This is a genomic window from Candidatus Villigracilis vicinus (assembly GCF_016702885.1).
Lineage (GTDB): Bacteria > Chloroflexota > Anaerolineae > Anaerolineales > Villigracilaceae > Villigracilis > Villigracilis vicinus.
This window is the reverse complement of record NZ_JADJDD010000017.1, coordinates 41,630-63,375: the sequence shown is the minus strand read 5'-3', so window position 1 is coordinate 63,375 and position 21,746 is coordinate 41,630. Positions and strand designations below refer to the sequence as shown.

The following is a 21,746-nucleotide window of genomic DNA, read 5'->3' as shown; positions in this document are numbered from 1 at the left end:
TCATGAAGAAAACATCGACCAGCCTTTTTCTGCTCCTCATCCTTACACTTGCCTGCAGCACGACCGCCCCTTCATTAGACTCTGCGCATCCTTCGACGACCGAGGCGGTTTCTGCTTCCGAGCCTTCCTCTGCGCTGACAGAGATCGATATCCCAGCCGGGTATGGCTTTAAGAATACCTGGTTTGAGCTGTACTTTACCGACCCTGTCAATCCCTTGTCCTCTCAAAAGACCGGCGGCATTGACCAGCCCCTTGCCGAGGCCATTGACTCTGCACGCCTGAGCGTGGATGTTGCCATTTATAGCCTGAGCCTCAACAGTATCCGTGATGCCTTGTTACGCGCGCAGGATCGTGGTGTACAGGTACGTATGGTGATGGAAAGCGAAAATCTGGACCGCAGCGACCCGCAGCGATTATTAGATGCAGACATTTCCATTTTGGGCGACCGCCGTGAAGGGCTGATGCACAATAAATTTGTCATTATTGACGGTTCGGAAGTGTGGGTGGGTGGAATGAATTACACCGATTCAGGTACATACGAGGACAACAATGTGATGATGCGCATCCGTTCGGTGAAGATGGCGGAGAATTACGCGAAGGAATTCGAAGAGATGTTCACTGACGATAAATTTGGTGATAACGTCGTTGCCGAAACACCGAATCCGCGAGTGACGGTGGATGGTACACCCATTGACGTATATTTTTCGCCCGATGATGGTGTGCAAGACGTGCTCGTGGATATCCTCAGTGAAGCCCGGCAAAGCATTTATTTTATGGCATTCTCCTTTACCGCCGATGCATTAGGCGACGTACTCCGCGAGCGTGCTGAGGCAGGTGTCACTGTGGCAGGCGTGATGGATGAAGATCAAGTCGGCTCGAACCAAGGCACCGAGTTCGATCCGTTCCGCCAGGCAGGGTTGGATGTGTACCGTGATGCCAATCTCGGACAGATGCACCACAAGATCATGATCGTGGATGAGAGTATTGTCATTGTCGGTTCGTATAATTTTACGAACAGCGCCGAGACTCGCAACGATGAGAATCTTTTGGTGATCTACAACGATGAGATCGCTGCCAAATTTATGGACGAATTCAGAAGGATATACGGGCTGGCAAAATAACTGCATTGTTCATGATTTCACATACGGCATGTTTCCGGCAAATTTGCCGGAAACATGCCGTAACTTTTTTTACACCTCAGCGACTGATAGATTGTAAGCAGCCAAATTATATAAAAAGAGGTGTCTAAAATGAAAAAGCAGTTCAATTCTCTGTTCGTAGCGGCGGCTTTGGTCGCCATGATCATCAGTGCCTGCGGCGGCGCACCCGTTGCAGCTGTCAGTTCCGACAAGCCCCTCGCTTCGTTGGTGGAATTTACCGGCGTGATCGAGGCGATCGATGGCAATCAATGGACTATCAATGGCGAAGTCATTACGGTGGACCCCGCTGTCCTGCGTGATGGACCCTTCGCAGTCGGCGATACGGTGAAGGTCGAAGTTGAAGTTCAGACAGATGGTTCAGTTGTGGTAACTCGCGTGGAACCCCCGGTCGCGGCTGTGGATGCTGGCAATATCAATGATGACAACAGCAATTCCAGCAACACGAACGACGATAATAGCAATTCCAGCCTTGGCAACCTCAACGGCAACACCAATGACAATACGAACTCTGGTTTGGGTACAGGCATTGGCACGAATGCGAACGACAATACCAATAGCAGCCTGGGTGGTAGTAACTCACATCATGGTAATTCGAATGATGATGACGATGATGATGATAATTCCAACTCAAGCTCTGGCTCTGGTAATGGTAACGACGATGATGATGACGATGATGACGACAACTCTGGTTCTGGTGGTAATTCCGGCTCCGGCGATGGGGATGACGACTAATCTTCGTTGAGATCGAACGAATGAACCATTGGGTCGCCCGGTATGAAGATCGGGCGACCCAAAATTATCCATAAAGGTGCGTTTACGAAATGTCCCGGCAGTTACGAATTTCTCTTTTATTATTCCTTGTTTTTTTTATTGGAATGGCGATCATCCAGTTTTCCACCCCCGATCTGCCGGACAATGATGGCTACTACCATATTAAGATGGCGTGGATGATGCGCACGGAAGGCTTGAAGCCTGATTTCGTCTGGCTGCCCCTTAGTATCCTTAGCCAGGAAAATTATTACGATCATCACTTTCTTTACCATGTTGCGTTGATCCCCTTTACGTTTGGTGACCTGCGTTTGGGCGCCAAATGGGCGGCTGTCACATTCTCTGCTTTGGCGTTTCTTGCTGTCTGGTATTTGTTGGATCGTCAAAAGGTGCCTTTTGCGTGGCTTTGGGCGCTGGGTCTGCTGGGAATCTCTGAAGCTTTTATTTTTCGCATGTCGATCTCGCGAGCTCAATCACTATCCCTGGGTGTTATGGCGCTTGGGCTGGCGTGGATGTTTGAAGGAAAATACAAACATCTAGCTGTACTTTCCTTCCTTTATGTTTGGTTGTATAACGCATTCCCGTTAATGCTGGCGATCGCCGGTTTATATACCTTTGCCATCCTTGTAGTGGAAAAGCGGCTGGAATACCGTCCGCTGTTATGGGTGGGGCTTGGCATTGCTGCCGGGCTGGTGATCAACCCATATTTTCCAACAAATTTGATCTTTACCTATCATCATTTTCTATCCAAGTTGCAGATCGCCGAATCGATCAAAGTTGGCAACGAATGGTACCCATACGATACAGGACAGCTATTGGATAATTCCCTGCCTGCACTGATCGCTTTTGCCAGCGGCGCCCTTGCAATGGGAATTGCCGGTCAAAAAATGAACTTGCGTACAGCAACGGCATTTTTTGCAGCCTTGCTTTTTGGGGCAATGCTGTTCAATGCGCGCCGTTTTGTGGAGTACTTTCCGCCTTTTGCATTGATCTTTGCCGCTTTTGCATGGAGCGCCATCCCCGATTTTGAAGAACCTCCCTTGGATATGGCGATGCGCGATAAGCGGACTCTCATACCTGTGCTGATCCTTTCCATTATCATCCTGGCAGGAATGGCTAAAACCTTCCCGGCAGTTCAACATCAACTTGGCAAGTCGAAACCGTATGACCTGTATGCAGGTGCTTCTGAGTGGTTGCTGCAAAATACAAACGAAGGTGAACTGATCTTTCAAACGGACTGGGACGATTTTCCGCGTTTATTCTTTTACAACACGCATAACACCTATCTTGCCGGACTCGACCCAACCTATTTTCAGATCTATGACCCGTCTCTGTATGCAGAATGGGTGAGGATTACCCGCGGAGAAGTGGAGCAGCCTTCCAGTATTATCCGCTCGCGGTTTGGGGCTCGTTTTGTCCATACCGACTTGAACCATGTTGATTTCATTGAACAAGCCGAGAAAGACCCTAATTTGAGTGAAGTCTATCGTGATGATCAATCCGTCCTTTTTGAAGTTATTGACCCGTGATACCATTATGGAGTATGGAACATCAAGGATGACATCAATTAACACGCAGCAGGGCGTGAACCGTCTTGGCAGCCTGGATGCGCAAGCCATCGGGGCGGTTTACGACCAATATTTTTCCGAGGTCTACCGATACGTTCTCTATCGGGTGGGTGATCAAATTCTTGCAGAAGATATTGCAAGCGATGTGTTCATTCGCCTTTTGGAAGCAGTGAAAATCGGGCGCGGACCGGACTCGAATCTCAAAGGTTGGCTGATCGGTACGGCTTCGCATGTGGTTATGGACCACTTGCGAAAGAAATACCGCCGCCCCGAAGAGGAAATTCCCGAATCTTTTCCCGACCTTACCCCAAGCCCTTCATCTGAAGTGGATCAACGGGAGCAGAACAACCTTGTCCGTGGAGCGTACTCGAAGCTGACGGTTGAGCAGCAGGATGTGCTGGCTCTGCGTTTTGGGCAGGGCTATTCCCTTGAGGAAACAGCCTCTCGTATGGATAAAAATGTGAATGCCGTGAAGGCTCTCCAATTCCGGGCGCTGGCAGCATTGCAGCGCGAGATTGGCGAGGTGGATTATGACTAACTTATTTGATGCACTTGAATTTTGCCTGCAAGAAATGGAGCGCGGTGCAGACCTCGACTCTGTGCTGACGCGTTTTCCCGAACTTGCGGATGAGTTGCGCCCGATCCTGAAGACTGCAGCGCATGCACGTGAGATGGCTTCCGCAGAACCGTCACCAGAGGTGGTGCGTCGTTCCCGCGCACGTGTTATGCAACACGCTGCTGAAATACGTGAGGCGAAGGCTGCTCCGCGTAAACGTGCGATCCCTGCCTTGCAGCGTTTTGTCATTTCCTTTGGGTTGGCAGCCATCTTCCTATTGAGCGGTAATGGATTATTGAGCGCCTCGGCTTCGGCATTGCCAGGGGAACAGCTTTACCCGGTCAAGAGAGGTTGGGAAAGTGTGCGCCTGTTCTTTATCTTTGATACAGAGGCACGCGAACTCCTGGAGAACGAATTCGAGAACGAGCGCCTTCATGAGGCGAATGAGTTGCTTTCCGAGGGGCGGCATGAAGTGATCGATTTTGCTGGGGTATTCATGCAGGTCAATGGGAATTCGTATGTCTCAGGTCTGCAGGTCATCCTGCCCGAAGGGATGACACTTCCTGAGAATGGCGATGCCGTTATCGTTAGTGGGCGAACGAATGCCCAGGGCTTCATTGAAGTGATCAAACTTGACCTGCTCCCGGCGGGGTCGGTTGTTCCGTCGGGTAATCCCATTGAGATGGAGATCGAGTCGGATTCAGGGGAGGAAAATGGTGTGCCCGCAGAATCTAACTCTGGCTCGGGAGGTGAGACAGGTCAGTCTGCGCCTCAAGAAATGGAAGTTAAGGGCTCGCTTGAAGCCCTCTCCGATACAGAACTGGTCGTCAACGGTATGAAGGTATATCTTGAAAATTCCAAGGTTGACGAGGGATTGTGCATTGGCATGGAAGTGGAAGTAAAAGGTTACTATGCCGAAGATGGCCGCTTTATCGTGCTTGAGGCGAAGGGCAAAGGGCAATGCTCGGGTTCCTTCTCCGACTCGTCGAGTGGTAAACAGATCCCGAATACTAATTCCAGTACCGAGAATTCTGGCAATTCCAACTCGGGCGGCAGTGATGATAATTCGGGCTCTGACGACAACTCTAACGATGATGACTCTGGAGACGATCATGACGGCGATTCTGGACACGGCGGCGGCGATGACGACAACGATTAAGTCAGTAAATAATCATTGAAACAAGAAGACCCTTTCTGTAAAATTAAGAGTCTGAAAACTGCGAGGCAGCCCCTCGCAGTTTTCTTTTCCAAATCGGTTGCCATTTGGCATAAAATGAGTTAAATTTACTGTCTAGCACGAACGTTCTAATACAAACTCATTTGCTCTGAAACTTTGGGCAAAATGCTATAGGAGAGATGTACATGACCGAATCAAATTTCTATCTTGGGCGCCTGTTCGATCCCAAGACCGCCAAACTCACCGCCACTGATCTCAACTACGATTCTGCCGATCTGACCACGCATGCAGTTGTGACCGGTATGACCGGCTCCGGCAAGACCGGTTTATGCATTTCGTTGCTTGAAGAAGCCGCACTCAATGGGGTGCCAGCCATCATCATCGATCCCAAAGGTGACTTGACGAATCTACTCTTGCATTTCCCCGAACTTTTACCGCAAGATTTCCAACCATGGATCGATCCTGAAGTAGTACGCCGCGCGAACAAGACTCCCGAACAAGCCGCCACCGAAGCCGCTTCTGCCTGGCGCAATGGACTCAATGAGTGGGGCATGACCCCCGAGCGCGTACTTGATCTAAAAAACTCAGCAGACTTTGCCATCTATACCCCCGGTTCGAACTCAGGCATTCCGGTCAGTGTGCTTTCTTCGCTTGATGCTCCCAAACTGGATTGGGAGGAAAACCGTGAAGTTCTGCGCGAACGTATTTCGAGCACTGTAACAGCCTTGCTTGGCTTGGTCGGTATGAACGATCTTGACCCGCTTCAATCGCGTGAGCACATTCTGCTTTCCAATATTTTTGAAGAGCATTGGAGTGCGGGTAATGGCATCCAACTCGACGAACTGATTCTGCAAACTCAAAATCCGCCTTTTGATAAACTTGGCGCTTTTCCGGTAGACACCTTCTTCCCGCCCAAAGACCGCACCTCATTGGCCATGACCTTGAACAACATCCTCGCCGCACCTGCTTTTGAAGCCTGGCGCGAAGGTCAATCTTTAGATATTCAATCCCTGCTTTTCACCAATGAAGGCACGCCTCGTCATAGCATTTTTTACCTTGCGCATCTCTCTGATGGTGAGCGCATGTTCTTTACAACACTGTTGCTCTCTGCCGTGGAAACCTGGATGCGCACCCAAAAAGGCTCCACGTCTCTGCGCGCACTTCTTTATATGGATGAGATCTACGGGTATCTTCCGCCGACTGCCAACCCGCCATCCAAACAGCCCTTATTGCGCATGTTGAAACAGGCACGTGCCTTTGGCTTGGGCCTGCTGCTCGCCACCCAAAATCCGGTCGATATGGATTACAAAGCCCTCTCGAACACAGGCACATGGTTCATCGGCAAACTTCAAACCGAACGTGACAAGAATCGTCTTCTCGATGGACTCGAAAGCTTGGCGGGCGGTTTCTCGCGTGCGCAAATGGATAAGCTCATTTCATCGTTGGGTAAGCGCGTTTTCGTGATGAACAACGTTCACGAAAAGAATCCCATTCTTTTTCAAACCCGTTGGGCAATGAACTTCCTTGCCGGACCAATGACCCGCACACAGATTCGTGACCTCAACGCACTCGTTGGTGCTGGAGAAGTGGCTGCGCCTCGCTCTCAGCCCAAGCCTGCTCCAACACTTCGAGCCGAAGTGACGCCTCCACCAGTAGACCACGTTCAACCGATCTCAGTTCCGGCGGCTGCACCTGCACAAGTCAAACCTCAATCTCCACCGCGTAGTACAACTTCCGCTGCATCTGCCGCTAATGGCAGCATGACCAAGCCTCCGCTTCCGGCGGGGATTCGCGAATATTATCTGCCGCAAAATTACAGTCTGCCCGAAGCTTTCAATGCGGCAGGAAAAACCCAGGCGTACGGCGCGGCAATTCAAGGCGTAGTCTATCGCCCGACCTTGCTTGCCTCCGCCCAGATCCGCGTGCTTGACCGCAAATACGGCGTGGATGTGGAAGTGACCAAGACCACCCTTGTCAACAGCCTTGACCGCCGTGGGATTGTCCGCTGGGATGAATTCCCCTATGCGGGTCCCGCTCTCGACAAGCTCGAAAGTGGTCCAGCGCCTTCCTCAAAATACGGTTCCATTGAACCGCCTCTGAATGATTCAAAGTTGATGACCGCCCTGCAAAAAGACTTTACCGATTGGGTTTTCCGTAATTCGTCGGTCAATGCCCGCGCCAACACTGCTCTTAAAGTCTTTGCCGGTCCCGATGTCAGCCAGGCAGATTTTATGAAAGCCTGTGCCGACACCGCCAGAGAAGCGCGTGATGCTGAGATCACGAAAAAGACTTCAGCGCTCGACAAGAAGATCAAAACGCTTGAAGACAAACTGTATCGCGAGGAACGTGAACTGCGTGAGGACGAAACCGAATTGCAGAATCGCAAGATGGAGGAGTATGGCACACATGCCGAGAACGTCATCAGTCTCTTTGCCGGTTCACGCAGTACCCGCAAACTATCCTCGTCGCTTTCGAAGCGCCGTATGACCGAGAACGCCAAAGCCGATGTGGAAGAATCCATGCAGGCGATCAAACAGATGCAGCAGCAGCTTGCCGATTTCCAGCGAGAACGTGAGCAGATGGCGAAGGAGATCACGGATAAATGGGGCAGCATTGTCAGCAATATTGATGAGGTGACCATCAATCCGAAGAAAACTGACATTTATGTGAATATCTTTGGTGTGGCATGGATGCCCTACTACGTGATCCAGGTTGGGGCTGACAGCATGGAGCTTGCAGCATTTGGAATGGAATAGTTTGTAACGGATCTTTCAAAAACAAAAGGCAGAAGGCGTTTTAGAACCTTCTGCCTTTTGTTTTCATTTTGTATGTAACGAAACCCGCACCGACCGCATCTAAGCAGCATGAACATTTTGATCATCTTACTTTCACTTGCTCTCTGGGGCGTGGTTCATTCGATCCTCGCCTCACACTTTGCCAAAGACATGTTCAAAGGCGGGGTGGGGTCTGGCGGCATGCGCTTGTACCGGCTTGGATACAACATCTTTTCAGTCGTGAGCTTTGCGCCGATCCTGTATTTACTGGTCATCCTTGAAGACCAGCCCCTTTACCAGGTCTCAGCGCCGTGGAGTTGGGTCCTGCTGGGCGGGCAGGGAGTTTCAGCTCTGCTTCTTTTGGTTGCCGTACTGCAAACCGATACGCTTTCATTTATAGGTCTGCGTCAATTATTTGAAGAGGAAACTTCCGGTGCATTGGTAACGCGCGGTTTATATAAAGTGGTGCGGCATCCGTTATATCTGTTCAGCCTGTTGTTCCTATGGCTGAGCCCATCCTTAAGTGTAAACTCACTGGTTTTCAATATTGGTGTGACGTTGTACTTCATCATTGGCGCTTATTTTGAAGAACGTAAGCTTTTGAAAGACTTTGGGGATGCCTACGCGGAGTACAAACGCAAAACGTCGTTTTTGGTTCCCGGTTTGTAAGATGCAGATACAGGCAATGGATTTTTTTATTTGCCTGTATCTTTCATCCGGTGTTAAATTTCTAACGAACTTTTTTTCATAAAATCTTGACACTGTATTTAAGGCATGATAATCTTGCCCTCACGTGCCCGACCCGCCTTTGAAAGCGCAAGGTGGATGGGCATAAATTTTTTAAGCAGGAGTAACGAAAGATGTCAGAACGTATTGTTGGAACCGTCAAGTGGTTCAATGCGACCAAGGGCTATGGCTTTATTGGGCGCGATAGTGGCGAGGATGTTTTCGTCCATTTCTCCGCCATTCAGAGTGATGGCTATCGCAAGTTGGAAGCCGAACAGAAGGTGGAATTCTCCATCGAGGAAGGTCCCAAGGGCTTGCAAGCCGCCAATGTGGTGCCCCTCTCGTAAGAACACATCATTTGGCATACCGAACAGGGTCGTCGTGAGACGACCCTGTTTTTCTTTTAATCATATATTTTCGTTTTTCAATTCAGACTTATAAGACTTGCTTACTTTCTTTTCAAACACCTTCCAGGTTTTCAGTTCCATGACTTTCAACACTATTCGGATATGCTCAGGCAGATTTAGAATTTGATGGAGGGGACCCATAACTTTTTTAACTATCCTGCGACAGATATATTGGAGGTTTCACTTGTCCATATTGAATGTATTTAAAACCAATGCAAGCCGTCAAACAACTGCATCATCCGGTTATGTTGTTCCCGATCCGTACCGTTGTGTGCAGTGCGGCATTTGCAGTTATAACTGTCCGATCGGGATCGATGTCCGTGCCCATGCCTGGCGTGGGGAGCCGGTAAAGCACAGTGAGTGCCTGACATGCGGCGAATGTGTGGCAAGGTGTCCACGCGGGGTACTGCGTTTTGAGTTAACGGATTTATTTGCGGAGAACGGCTCATGAGATACGTCATCATTGGTACCGGCGTGGCGGGGATCTCGGCGATCGAAGCAATTCGCAGCGTGGATCGAAGCGGAGAGGTCATCTTGATAGGGGATGATCCGCACGCCTATTATTCCCGCCCGGGCTTGGCGTATCTGCTCACAGGCGAGGTACAGGATAAGACCTTGTTCCCCAAATCACGAGAAGATTTCATCAAGTTGAAATTTATTTACAAGAAGGCGCGAGTGATGAAGATCGACCGCGCCGGTAAAACCCTGCTCTTGCATGATAAATCACTCCTTTCTTATGACGTATTATTGGTGGCAACTGGAGCTTCCGCCGCTCCATTAACCGCGCCAGGCGCAAATTTACAAGGTGTCGTTAAGCTTGATGATCTTGAAGATGCCCGTGGCATTTTAAAATATGCCAAACGCGGGCGGACTGCCGTTGTGGTGGGTGGGGGCATAACCGCCCTTGAGCTGACCGAAGGTCTGCTGGCGCGTGGGGTGCATGTCCATTATCTTCTGCGCAGTGACCGTTACTGGAAGAATGTTTTGGATGAACAAGAGTCGCGGATTGTGGAAGCCCGCCTTCAGGAGGAAGGTGTAACTTTGCACTTCCGCTCCGAGGTCAAAGAGATTATTGGAAAGTCCGGTAAGGTGGCGGGGATTCACCTGACGGACGGACGAAAAATGAAATGCGATATTCTGGCATATGCAGTCGGCATCAAACCGCGCTTGGGGCTGGCGCACAATGCTGAACTTGCAATCGACCGTGGAATTCTGGTTAATGAATTTTTGCAGACCAACGACCCGGCAATCTATGCCGCTGGCGACGTGGCGCAGGTGTATGACCCTCTCACGGGTCGTTCAGTGTTGGATAGCTTGTGGAGTCCTGCTCGTGAGCAGGGCTTTGCCGCTGGCTTAAACATGGCAGGCGAGCGAAAACCTTATATCAAAACAGTGCCTTTCAATGTAACCCGCCTTGCCGGGTTGACGACCACCATCATTGGCGCGGTGGGAAGCGGGGTGGATGAAGATGTAGTGGGTATTGCGCGCGGCGATAGCGAGACCTGGCGTCAGCTTCCCGATGCCATTGTGGCTCAAGGTGGCTTTGATATGAACCATGTGCGCGTATTGATCGGTGAAAATCACATTGTTGGCGCTGTGGTGATGGGAGACCAGAAAATATCCACACCATTGCAAAAGATGGTTGAGCAACGATTGGATATTTCACCCATCCGCGACAAGTTGCTGGATAAGAATGCCAAGATTGCCGATGTGATCGTCGATTACTGGACGCACCATTTGATGGCTGCTAAATGAATTCATTTGAGAACACAGAGTTGCTGAGTTATTCAAACAGCATTTGTGTTCTTTGTTTTTATCTGCTAAATAAAGGATCGTCAAAACCAATTGCCTCGGGAGGGCACAACGATGCTTCGTGGAAACATAGAACTTTGGCTTGCTTTTTTAACTTGCATATTGATCAGTACGGGGTACAGTCTCGTTGCGTTCTTGACTCGCGAGATCCCCGCTGCTAGTGAATTTTTTGGGCATGCTCTGGGGATTCTGGGTTTCATTTTGATGTTAATGACTGAAACTTTTTACAGCCTGCGCAAGAGAAGCCGTAGCGCCGCCCTGGGGCGCATGTCCACCTGGTTGAAGTTCCATATTTACATGGGCTTGGTGGGACCTTTTATGGTGCTGCTTCACACCTCATGGAAGTTCAACGGGCTGGCGGGTGCCACCACCTTGCTGACCTTCATCATCGTTGTCAGCGGATTTGTTGGACGTTACATTTTTACCCGCATTCCCCGCACCATGGATGGGCTTGAGATCGAAGGTACGCTCTCTCAAGAAGCTCTTAAACGCGCCCGGCAGATGATGTCCCTTTGGCATACCGTCCATATTCCCATTGGCATTGCCTTGTTTTTTTCCGCTTTTGTCCATTTGGGTGGGGCGTTATATTACGCCACACTGTTGAAATAGGCGGCGGTCATGAACACTACCAATCGACTAGGCTGTCTTACCGGCACAGGTTTTGTTGCTGCACTTATTACACTTTTTGTTCTCGTTGGCGTGGCGTTTGCGAGTGGTTCGCAAATGTTCAGCGCAGGGGAGCTTAATGCTCAACCTGGCGAAACCATGGGCGGGGTGACATCTCATGCCGATATAAAAGAATGCAAGACCTGTCACTCTGCGCCGTGGGAACGTGCCACCATGGCAGACCGCTGCCTGGAATGTCACACCGAAATTGCCAGCCAGATGTTAAACACGGCTGAATTACATGGCAGCATTGTTCAAAAATCACCTAGTATTGCCTGTCGTGATTGTCACCAGGATCATCGCGGCGCCAACGCTGAGTTAACCAACCTCGGTGAAAATGTATTCCCGCATGAAGCATTGGGGTTTTCACTGAACGAACATCAACGAAAAGAATCAGGTGCACCCATCACTTGTGATGATTGCCATGGGGAAGATGTTACTACCTTCGTCTCTGACTCGTGCCAGACCTGTCACAGCGAAATGGATGTTGCCTTCGCCCAGGCGCATCTACTCTCGTTCGGTTCCGACTGCATTGCCTGTCATGATGGGGTGGATCGCTTTGACGATTTTAACCATAATGCCTATCCCTTCAAACTTGAAGGTGGTCATGCAAATGTTGCCTGCACCGAGTGCCACCTGGATGCCCGCTCCATTGCAGACATGCAGTCCGCGCCGCAGAGTTGCTATTCCTGCCATTATCAAGACGATGAACATAACGGGGACTATGGGCAGGAATGTGAAAATTGCCATAACCCCTCCAATTGGGAAGATGCGCAATTTGACCATGAACGTTTTGCTGTTTCAAATAGTTGTGTTACCTGTCACGCTGAACCACAGGAGCACGCCGGCCAATTTGGTACAGATTGTGCAAGCTGTCATACCACAACGGCATGGGAACCCGCATCCTATAATGGTACACATACATTCCCGATCCAGCATGGTGACGGAGATGGTAGCTGTCAAACCTGTCATCCCAACAGTCTCACAACCTATACTTGCTATGGCTGTCATGAACATAACCAGGTTAATATTGCGGCAGAACATTTAGAAGAAGGTATTTCTGATTACCAAAATTGTATTGAATGCCACAGCGATGGGCGGGAGCATGAAGGCGGTGACGATTGATACCCACCTTCATGCAGAGGTTTTCTGACCGATGAAGAACTCAACCGCCCAACTGGGTTGTCTGTCCCCGTCAGCTTTCATTGCAGCCATTGTCACCGCAGTGGTGATAGTGGCTGCCCTATATTCCAATGGCGGCTTGCTGTTCAGTTCTGGCGAGTTGAATGCGCACACCGGTGAAACTTTAGGCGGCGTCTCCTCGCATGCCGGAACAGAAGGGGAGTGTTCTGCCTGTCACACTGCGCCTTGGAGCACCGAAACCATGGCAGATCGCTGTGTTACCTGCCATACCGGTGTTGCTGTTGAGATCAACTCAGGTAGTGGACTGCATGGCATTCTTGCGCAGCCTTCTGCTTTGCAGGGTACGAACACTTTCATCCGAGCACGAGGCGGAAATGTTCGCATGCAACTGGCATTGGAAAGCCAAGCCCTTTCCTGCCGGGAATGTCATCCAGAACATCGCGGCGCGGAGGCTGCACTTATCGAAGTAGACCTCGTAGATTTTCCCCATGACGACCTGGGCTTTTCCTTGCGTGCTCATCCACAAAAATCAGATAACACTTCATTTACCTGCTCCGATTGTCACCAGGGTGAATATGATGAACCCTACGATGTCAGCACTTGTGTCACCTGTCATTTCAGCATGGATGCAGTATTCACAAAATCGCATTCTCTGGTCTACAGCCTCGACTGCCTGAATTGTCACGATGGATTGGAAACCCTCGCTTCTGACTTTGACCATAGCTTGCTTCTGTTTCCTTTGAAAGGATCCCACACTCAGGCAGCTTGTCAGGATTGCCACGAAGCCGCCACTACTTTTGCCGACTTCAAGTTGACTTCACAGAACTGCTTCGATTGCCACAAGGACGATGATGCTCATCAAGGGGCGCTCGGTGAAAATTGTGCCGCTTGTCATTCTGAAGAAGCGTGGGAGCAAACTCATGTGGACCATTCTCAATTTGCCTTCCCGTTAACTGGAGCGCATCAGGTTGTAGATTGCGAAGCCTGCCATCAAAACGAGATATTCAAAGGTACGCCTCAAGATTGCGCTTCCTGCCACCTAAAAGATGAGCCTCATGCAGGGCGTTTTGGCACAGATTGTGCGGCATGTCATACCACCGCTGCCTGGGAACCAGCGTCTTTTGATCACAATCTTTCTGTTTTCAAGTTGACCGGAGCACACGTCACTGCCGCCTGCGAAAGCTGCCATGTTAATAACGTTTTTCAAGGTACACCTCAAGAATGTATCGCCTGCCACCGCAGTGACGATAAACACAACGGTCAATTTGGAGCAAATTGTGCTGCCTGTCATACAACCGATACATGGGCGGGTGCCGCTTTCGACCACAATCTCGCCGCTTTTAAATTGACCGGAGCGCATGTGGCTGTAACCTGTGAACAGTGTCATGTGAATGGCGTCTTTAAAGGAACGCCGCAAGATTGTGTCACCTGCCATCGCAGTGACGATAAACACAACGGAAGTTATGGCACGAATTGCGCCGCCTGTCATTCGACCAGTTCGTGGAAAGGAGCTAACTTCGATCATTCCTTGAGCGGGTTCCCATTAACAGGTCGCCATGTCAATTTGGCTTGTGAGCGCTGCCATGTTGGTGGAGTGTATTCAGGGCTGGCTTCAGCTTGTGTTTCATGCCATGCCGATCCGGCTTATCATGCTGGTATGTTTGGGACGAACTGTGCATCATGCCATACCACCAATAATTGGTCTGCTGCATATCGTGGGCAACATCCCAGCATAGCAGATGAAGGCGGTAGTGGCGTTAATCATGGTAATACTACCTGTCGAACCTGTCATACCGCTTCACTGCATTCCGCCACTTGCACTGCTTGCCATGACGGAAACAACTTCGAGAATGATGGCGGTGGTGATGGCGGCGATGATGATTAGTGCGCGTTAGACTGAAACTGTCCTTAAAACAGAACTCCTCGAACCGATATTCGAGGAGTTCTGTTTTGCTTATTTCCCGTTCTTTTTTATTTCTTCCGATTCTCTAGGCTCTATCATGCCCCAACGACCGGCGGCGAGATAGAGGATATCCAGCACCAGATCGGTATGGGTGATACCCTCAGCAGCGGCTTGCAGGCACAAATCACTGTAGTCGGGGGTTAGTCCTGGCAATGTGTTGATCTCGATGAGGCGCGGGTTGCCTTCTTCATCCAGGCGAATATCCGTGCGAGATACATCAAGCACGTTGAGTATATTGTGCGCGCGATAGGCAAGATGCTTTAATTTCTTTTCCAGTTCCGGGTCAATATTGGCAGGACAGAAGAAGCCCGGGTTATCTTCAGGACCAACATCTTTCGATTTAGCTTCATTGGTGTAAACCCACGGACCCTCGGTATTGCCGGTATCAAGCTCTAAAACAGGAAAGCGGTGGAAACCGTCTTTTTCGTACCATTCCGGGTGGCGGGAATACAATTTTGCATCACTGTGGCCGAGAATCCCAACTGTGAATTCGCGCCCCGGTAGAAAATTTTCTACCAAGGCTGGTTGCTGATAGGTGTTAATGATGTAATCAGTGCGTTCTCGTAATTCTGCCTCGTTGTTGACGATGGCTTTCATATCCACACCCATGCCGGTGCCTTCACGTGCAGGTTTGACAAAGAGCGGAAATTTCAATTCTGGGCGCAAGGGCTCGTCACCGAAAGTGAACTCTTGAAAAGGGGCAACTGGCAACCGGCGGTCTCGCCAGATGCGTTTGGTCAATGTTTTATCGAGGGAGATGCCGTTTGCAAGCACACGAGAACCAGTGTAAGGGATGGCGAGCATTTCAAGCAAGGCTGGTACTTGTGCCTCTCGGGCATCGCCGCCCAGACCTTCAGCAATGTTGAAGCAGATATCGGGCTTGGCTTTTTTTAGGGCGTAGGGCAGGTTTCTATCGGCTTGGATAAAGACTGTGGCATGCCCATCTGTTTCGAGCGCAGCACGAAGCGCGTCCACAGTTTCGATATGATCAAAATCAGCAAAGGCATCTGGCGGGACGCCCTCCGGTTTGGGGTGATTATCATCCTTGATATTTGCAAGGACGGCTATTTTCCATGGGCGTTTCGGTGGACGGCGAGTATTCATCAATGATTGAGTCGCTCCTGTGTTTTCGACTGTGGAAGTATAGTATAAGATGTATGGATGACAAGGGCAGAGGATATTTTTAAGGATGGCTTTTGATATGCTTGCATTTGCGTTTTAGTGAGGATTTACCCTGCCTGTGATGCATTCCCTGTTGCTGGGGGAGTGCTAGACAATCACCGACCTTTCAGGTATCATTAGCCCGCTTGTGCGCTTACTCACTAAGTGGCAAGATAAAAGAACCTACGCCCGGATAAGCCCCTTATCCGGGTTGTTGTACGTAAAATGAATTTCCTGGTGGAGGCTACCGAATGTCAGACTTGATCAAGCAGATCACAAGTGATTTGCAGAAACAAATAGATGGTTTTAAGCCCGAATTCAATGTCAGCGACTCTGGTGTCGTGCTTGAAGCGGGTGACGGCATCGCCCGTGTACAGGGTCTTGCGAAGGTTCGTGCGCAGGAACTTGTGCAGTTTTCCAACGGTGTGATCGGCGTTGCGTTCAACCTTGAAAAGGACAACGTCGGTGTGATCGTCATGGGCGACTATGAAGGCATTACCGAAGGCATGTCCGTTAAAGGTTTGGGACGTATCGCTTCTGTGCCGGTGGGTGATGCAATGGTTGGGCGTGTGGTCAATGCATTGGGCGAGCCGATCGACGGCAAAGGTCCCATTGCGACGACCGGCTTCCGTCCGATCGAACGCATTGCTCCGGGTGTGGTGGAACGTCAGGATGTGGATACTCCGGTACAGACCGGTATCAAGTCCATCGACTCGATGATTCCGATCGGTCGTGGTCAGCGTGAGTTGATCATCGGCGATCGCCAGACTGGTAAGACCGCCGTCGCCATCGACGCGATCATCAACCAAAAAGGCAAGGGGATTACTTGTATCTATGTAGCGATCGGTCAGAAGAAAGCTGCCGTCGCTCGTACCCTTGGTATTCTTGAGAAAAATGGCGCGATGGAACACACCATCATCGTAATGGCTTCCGCAGACGAATCTGCCGCGCTTCAATATATTGCTCCTTATGCAGGCACTGCCATCGGTGAAGAGTTCATGGAAACTGGTCGCGATGCTCTCATCATTTATGATGACCTTTCGAAGCATGCTTGGGCGTATCGCCAAGTCTCCCTGCTTCTCCGCCGCCCTCCAGGACGCGAAGCCTATCCCGGCGATGTGTTCTACCTTCACTCCCGCTTGTTGGAACGCTCTGCGCGCCTCGCCAATCAATTTGTGGTGACCAAGAAAGATTTCAGTGGTGACTTCGCTGACGCCAAAGACGGCGTGGACGGCAAGGTGTACACTGGTCCTCTTTCAAAGCACGAAACGGAAGAAGCTGCCAAGGCAATGGGGGATGGCTTCAAGGCTGTGAAAGTGAAGGGAACCGGCGGTTCGCTCACTTCTCTCCCCATCATCGAAACCCTTCTCGGTGACGTTTCTGCTTATATTCCAACCAACGTTATTTCCATTACGGATGGTCAGATCTATCTTGAGAGCAACCTGTTCAATGCCGGTATCCGCCCGGCGGTAAACGTGGGTATCTCCGTTTCCCGCGTGGGTGGTGATGCTCAAACGAAGGCGATGAAGCAAGTTGCGGGTCGCTTGCGCCTCGATATGGCTGCTTATCGTGAGTTGGCTGCTTTCGCGCTTATGGCTTCAGACCTTGATAAGTCTACCCAGCAGCAGTTGAGCCGTGGTCAGCGCATGCAGGAAATTCTCAAACAGCCGCAATATCAGCCGATGGAATTCGAATTTCAGGTCATGGTCATTTTTGCCGGTACGAACGGTTACGCTGATGGTGTTCCGCTCGAGAAGATGGCACAGTGGCAGAACGACCTCATCCGTTACATGGAAACTTCCTATCCCGAAGTCGGTAAAGACATTGTGGCAAAGAAGACCATTGCTGATGATAATCGCACCGCTTTAACGAAAGCCCTCGATGGCTTCCGTGCGGGCTGGGCTGGTTAGTCGAACAGTCAAATAGTCTGGCAGTCAAGTAGTCGAATGAGACGAAAGACGAAAAGACAAATGACCAAGCGACAAATAGACTAAAGGACTAAAGGACTAACTATGGCTTCCGCTCGTGAAATGCGGCTCCGAATTAAGAGCGTAAAGAACATTTCACAGGTCACACGTGCGCTGGAAACAGTGAGCGCCAGCAAGGTCCGCAAGGCAGTAAATGCGGTCATGGCGACACGATCCTATGCAACGAAAGCGTGGCAGGTGCTCAGGCATGTCGCCGAACAACCGGGACGTGACTCTTTGCATCCGCTGCTTGTAAAGCGCTCCAACGTTAAGAATGCACTGGTTGTGGTCGTCACTGGCGATCGCGGTCTTGCCGGCGCTTACAACTCCAATGTGATCCGTTTTACGGCTCAAAAATTCGACCAATATTCTGTACCCGTCAAATACATCGCAGTCGGTCGCAAGGGTAGGGATCTGCTCTTCCGCCGCCGCAAGGATGTTATCGCGGATTTCAGCAACCTTCCCGCGGCACCCTCTTTTGCTGATGTGTCTGCCATCGGTCGTCTTGCTGTTGAAGAATACAACAATGGCAATGTTGATGAGGTCTTTCTCGTTTACACTGACTTCGTTAATATGGGGCGCCAGATCGCTACTGTGAAGAAACTCCTTCCGCTTGAGTTGGAAGGCGAGGGCTTGGTTGAGGATTTTGAACACAAAGCCTCTAGCGGACCCTCCGCGGCATATGAATATGAACCCGACCAGCGTGAAATTCTGGATGAGATCATTCCGCGCTTCACTGCATTGCAGGTCTACCAGGCGATCCTCGAATCACAGGCGAGCGAACATGCCGCCCGTATGGTTGCCATGCGCAATGCCACCGACAACGCGAAGGAACTCGTCAGCGCGCTGCAATTGGTGTACAACAAAGTTCGTCAACAGACGATCACAAACGATATTTTGGATATTGTCGGCGGCGCGGAAGCGCTTGCCGCGAAATAACTGGAGGAAATCATGGCAAATGCAAACGGCCGTGTCGTACAAATCTTAGGTGGCGTGGTGGATGTTGAATTCCCCGAAGGCAACGTCCCTGAACTTTTCGAAGCGATCACAGTAGATCGCGACAATAAGGAGCCGCTCGTTCTCGAAGTGCAGAAGCACCTCGGGGATAGCTGGGTTCGCACCGTAGCGATGGATTCCACTGATGGTCTCCAGCGCGGCGTTCCTGCCCAAGCAACAGGCGCCCCAATCACCGTTCCGGTAGGACCCGCAACCCTTGGTCGCATCTTCAACGTGCTTGGCAACGCCATCGACAAAAAAGGTGAAGTCAAAGCGACCTCGCACTATCCCATTCACCGTTCTGCTCCTGCGTTTGAAGAACAGTCCACTCGCGTGGAAGTCTTCGAAACCGGTATCAAAGTCATTGACTTGATCGCCCCCTTCACCAAGGGTGGTAAGACCGGCATTTTCGGCGGCGCTGGAACCGGCAAGACCGTTATCATCATGGAACTCATCCGCTCGGTGGCTTCGGTTCACCAAGGTAACTCCGTGTTCGCTGGTGTGGGTGAACGTACCCGTGAAGGAACCGGCTTGTACCGCGAAATGATCGAGTACGGCGTGATGAAAGACACCGTGATGGTTTATGGACAGATGAATGAGCCTTCCGGTGTGCGCCTTCGCGTTGCGTTGACCGCGCTCTCGATGGCGGAATACTTCCGCGATCAGGGCAAGGATGTGTTGCTCTTCGTCGATAACATCTTCCGCTTCTCCATGTCCGGCTCCGAAGTGTCCGCGCTTCTTGGTCGTATGCCTTCTGCGGTAGGTTACCAGCCTACTCTCGCCACTGAAATGGGTGAGTTGCAGGAACGTATTACCTCCACCCGCACCGGCTCCATCACCTCCATGCAGGCTGTGTACGTGCCCGCGGATGACTACTCCGATCCCGCTCCTGTGGCGACCTTTACCCACTTGGATGCGACCATCGCGCTCGAACGCTCCATCGTGGAAAAAGGTATTTACCCCGCTGTGGATCCGCTCGCTTCAACCTCCCGAATTCTTGATCCCAATATCGTGGGCGAAGAACACTACCGGACGGCTCGCGAAGTGCAGCGTGTTCTCCAGCGCTATAAGGACTTGCAGGACATCATCGCCATTCTCGGTATCGATGAACTCTCCGAAGATGACAAACTCGTCGTGTCGCGCGCCCGCAAGATCGAACGCTTCTTCTCACAGCCTTTCTATGTTGCTGAGCGCTTCACCGGTATTTCCGGGCGCTACGTTGCCATCAAAGACACAGTTCGCGGCTTCCGCGAAATTCTGGATGGTAAATGCGACGACCTCCCCGAGCAGGCTTTCATGATGGCTGGTACCATCGAAGACGTCCGCGAGCGTGCGGAGAAATTGGCAAACGCATAATTGGTAATTAGAGGTTGGAGATTGGTCTTAGCCAATCTCCAATTACTAATTACCAAAAGGTTATTTTTATGACCATTCGTTGTGAAATTGTTTCGCAAGATCGCACGGTGTTCACAGGTGATGTGGACATTGTTGTGCTTCCCGGTGCAGCTGGGGAGATGGGTATTTTGCCCAAGCACGCGCCCGTGCTGACCACCTTGAAGTATGGTTTTATCCGTGTTCGCAAAAACGGCAAGGAAGAAGTGTTTGCAGTGGCTGGCGGAGTTGCTGAAGTGCAGCCCGATATTGTCACCATCCTTGCTGATGCGGCAGAAAACGTGCTGGAGATCGACGAAGCCCGCGCCGATGCAGCCCGCAAACGTGCTGAAGAGATCCTCAAGAAAGGCGTCCCTGCAGATACAGATGCCTATCTCGCCATGGAAGCCGCCCTGCGCAGGTCTAACCTGCGTCTGGATGCCGTTCGCCGCTATCGCAAGGGCGGATCGAATATTCACATTTCGGAGAATTAAAACCTAGTGTTCTCGATGTTCTCGAAAGACCTGGGAATTGACCTAGGTACCATGTTCACGCGTTTCGCCGACAATAATAGTGTTTTGTTGGAAGAACCCACAATTGTGGCCATTGAAGTTGATGACCAAAAAATGGTTGCGGCGGGTGTTGAAGCGCGCGATATGTTCGGCAAAGTGCCGGAGAGCATCGAAGTCGCCCGCCCGCTCCGCAATGGGGTGATCGCCGATTATGAGATCACCGAAACCTTGCTTGCCTACCTGCTTCAGCGCGCAAGCGGATCCATGCGCATCTTTCGTCCAAGGGTCATGATCACCGTTCCGTATGGTGTGACCAGCGTCGAACGTCGTGCTGTTTATGAAGCAGTGATGGAAGCGGGCAGTCGTGAGGCTTTTCTTATTCAACAACCGCTTGCCGCCGCCATTGGCATTGACCTGCCGATCAATTCGCCTTCTGGCAATATGATCATTTGTCTTGGCGGAGGCTGCACAGAAGCAGCCGTTATGGCTATGTATGGTATCGTCTCTGCGGATACCTTGCGCTTGGGGGGCATGGATCTGGATGATGCCATTGTTAATTATGTACGCCGCAAATACGGCGTCATCATTGGGCAACAAACCGCTGAACAGTTAAAGGTTCGTATCGGTGCAGCCGTTCCTCAGGATATTGAGAACAGCATGGAAGTGCAGGGACAGGATCAGGTCACTGGCTTGCCGCGCCCGGTCACGTTGACCACGGGCGAGATCGTGGAAGCCCTGCAGGAACCTTTGAAGCAGATCGTTGAATCGGGTCGTAAAGTGCTTGAGAAGACCCCGCCTGAACTGGTTTCAGACATTATCGACCGCGGTGTGGCGCTGTGCGGTGGTGGGGCGCTGCTGCGCGGCATCGACAAACTGCTGACGAAATCGCTTGGTATTCCTGCTTATCTTGTGGATAACCCACTGACCTGTGTAGTACAAGGTGCCTCCAAAGCCTTCAGCATGTTGAATGTGATCCGCAGAAATTTACCTCAAGTATAAAAAGCAAACGGCTTCCGAAA

At 50.9% G+C, this 21,746-nt stretch carries 18 protein-coding genes; 17 read left to right on the top strand and 1 reads right to left on the bottom strand.

Annotated elements, in window-relative coordinates:
* The first annotated feature begins 2 nt into the window (after positions 1–2).
* From IPG80_RS13655 to IPG80_RS13600, 12 genes are all read left to right on the top strand, one after another.
* Positions 3–1,121: a phospholipase D-like domain-containing protein gene (locus tag IPG80_RS13655; RefSeq protein WP_345107757.1), complete on the top strand. Its 1,119-nt coding sequence runs from the start codon at positions 3–5 to the stop codon at positions 1,119–1,121.
* 129 nt (positions 1,122–1,250) lie between these two features.
* Positions 1,251–1,892, top strand: a complete 642-nt coding sequence (locus IPG80_RS13650) for a DUF5666 domain-containing protein (RefSeq protein ID WP_345107755.1) — start codon at positions 1,251–1,253, stop codon at positions 1,890–1,892.
* 143 nt (positions 1,893–2,035) lie between these two features.
* On the top strand, positions 2,036–3,457 hold the full coding sequence (locus IPG80_RS13645) for a hypothetical protein (protein ID WP_345107751.1): 1,422 nt from the start codon (positions 2,036–2,038) through the stop codon (positions 3,455–3,457).
* A 28-nt stretch (positions 3,458–3,485) separates the two neighbouring features.
* Positions 3,486–4,034: a sigma-70 family RNA polymerase sigma factor gene (locus tag IPG80_RS13640; RefSeq protein ID WP_345107750.1), complete on the top strand. Its 549-nt coding sequence runs from the start codon at positions 3,486–3,488 to the stop codon at positions 4,032–4,034.
* Positions 4,027–5,211, top strand: coding sequence for a DUF5667 domain-containing protein (locus tag IPG80_RS13635; RefSeq protein ID WP_345107748.1), 1,185 nt, complete (start codon positions 4,027–4,029; stop codon positions 5,209–5,211). The genes IPG80_RS13640 and IPG80_RS13635 overlap by 8 nt, the downstream gene beginning before the upstream one ends.
* A 203-nt stretch (positions 5,212–5,414) precedes the next feature.
* Positions 5,415–7,985: a DUF87 domain-containing protein gene (locus IPG80_RS13630; RefSeq protein WP_345107746.1), complete on the top strand. Its 2,571-nt coding sequence runs from the start codon at positions 5,415–5,417 to the stop codon at positions 7,983–7,985.
* Positions 7,986–8,093: 108 nt separating this feature from the next.
* Positions 8,094–8,672: an NnrU family protein gene (locus IPG80_RS13625; protein WP_345107744.1), complete on the top strand. Its 579-nt coding sequence runs from the start codon at positions 8,094–8,096 to the stop codon at positions 8,670–8,672.
* Between the two features lie 191 nt (positions 8,673–8,863).
* Positions 8,864–9,076 (top strand): cold-shock protein, encoded by a 213-nt coding sequence (locus tag IPG80_RS13620; RefSeq protein ID WP_345107743.1) that lies wholly within the window; start codon positions 8,864–8,866, stop codon positions 9,074–9,076.
* Between the two features lie 507 nt (positions 9,077–9,583).
* Positions 9,584–10,891 (top strand): FAD-dependent oxidoreductase, encoded by a 1,308-nt coding sequence (locus IPG80_RS13615; protein ID WP_345107741.1) that lies wholly within the window; start codon positions 9,584–9,586, stop codon positions 10,889–10,891.
* 267 nt (positions 10,892–11,158) lie between these two features.
* Entirely contained in the window at positions 11,159–11,557 is a 399-nt protein-coding gene (locus IPG80_RS13610; protein ID WP_345107739.1) for a hypothetical protein, read from the top strand.
* Between the two features lie 9 nt (positions 11,558–11,566).
* Complete coding sequence (locus tag IPG80_RS13605; RefSeq protein WP_345107733.1) at positions 11,567–12,739, top strand: cytochrome c3 family protein; 1,173 nt, start codon at positions 11,567–11,569, stop codon at positions 12,737–12,739.
* Positions 12,740–12,770: 31 nt separating this feature from the next.
* Positions 12,771–14,642: a hypothetical protein gene (locus IPG80_RS13600; protein WP_345107731.1), complete on the top strand. Its 1,872-nt coding sequence runs from the start codon at positions 12,771–12,773 to the stop codon at positions 14,640–14,642.
* Positions 14,643–14,711: 69 nt separating this feature from the next.
* On the opposite strand, the gene IPG80_RS13595 is transcribed toward IPG80_RS13600, so the two are convergent.
* Positions 14,712–15,824 carry a hypothetical protein gene (locus IPG80_RS13595; protein WP_345107729.1) on the bottom strand — a complete coding sequence of 371 codons (1,113 nt, stop codon included), beginning with the start codon at positions 15,822–15,824 and terminating at the stop codon, positions 14,712–14,714.
* Positions 15,825–16,132: 308 nt separating this feature from the next.
* Here IPG80_RS13595 and atpA point away from each other — a divergent pair, with 308 nt between their 5' ends.
* The 5 genes from atpA (at position 16,133) to IPG80_RS13570 (ending at position 21,726) form a co-directional block, all read left to right on the top strand.
* On the top strand, positions 16,133–17,791 hold the full coding sequence (atpA, locus tag IPG80_RS13590) for a F0F1 ATP synthase subunit alpha (protein WP_345107727.1): 1,659 nt from the start codon (positions 16,133–16,135) through the stop codon (positions 17,789–17,791).
* A 102-nt stretch (positions 17,792–17,893) separates the two neighbouring features.
* Positions 17,894–18,787 (top strand): ATP synthase F1 subunit gamma, encoded by an 894-nt coding sequence (atpG, locus tag IPG80_RS13585; RefSeq protein ID WP_345107725.1) that lies wholly within the window; start codon positions 17,894–17,896, stop codon positions 18,785–18,787.
* A 12-nt stretch (positions 18,788–18,799) separates the two neighbouring features.
* Positions 18,800–20,200: a F0F1 ATP synthase subunit beta gene (gene atpD / locus IPG80_RS13580; RefSeq protein ID WP_345107723.1), complete on the top strand. Its 1,401-nt coding sequence runs from the start codon at positions 18,800–18,802 to the stop codon at positions 20,198–20,200.
* Positions 20,201–20,268: 68 nt separating this feature from the next.
* Positions 20,269–20,709: a F0F1 ATP synthase subunit epsilon gene (locus IPG80_RS13575; RefSeq protein WP_345107721.1), complete on the top strand. Its 441-nt coding sequence runs from the start codon at positions 20,269–20,271 to the stop codon at positions 20,707–20,709.
* 15 nt (positions 20,710–20,724) lie between these two features.
* On the top strand, positions 20,725–21,726 hold the full coding sequence (locus IPG80_RS13570) for a rod shape-determining protein (protein ID WP_345107831.1): 1,002 nt from the start codon (positions 20,725–20,727) through the stop codon (positions 21,724–21,726).
* Positions 21,727–21,746: the final 20 nt, after the last annotated feature.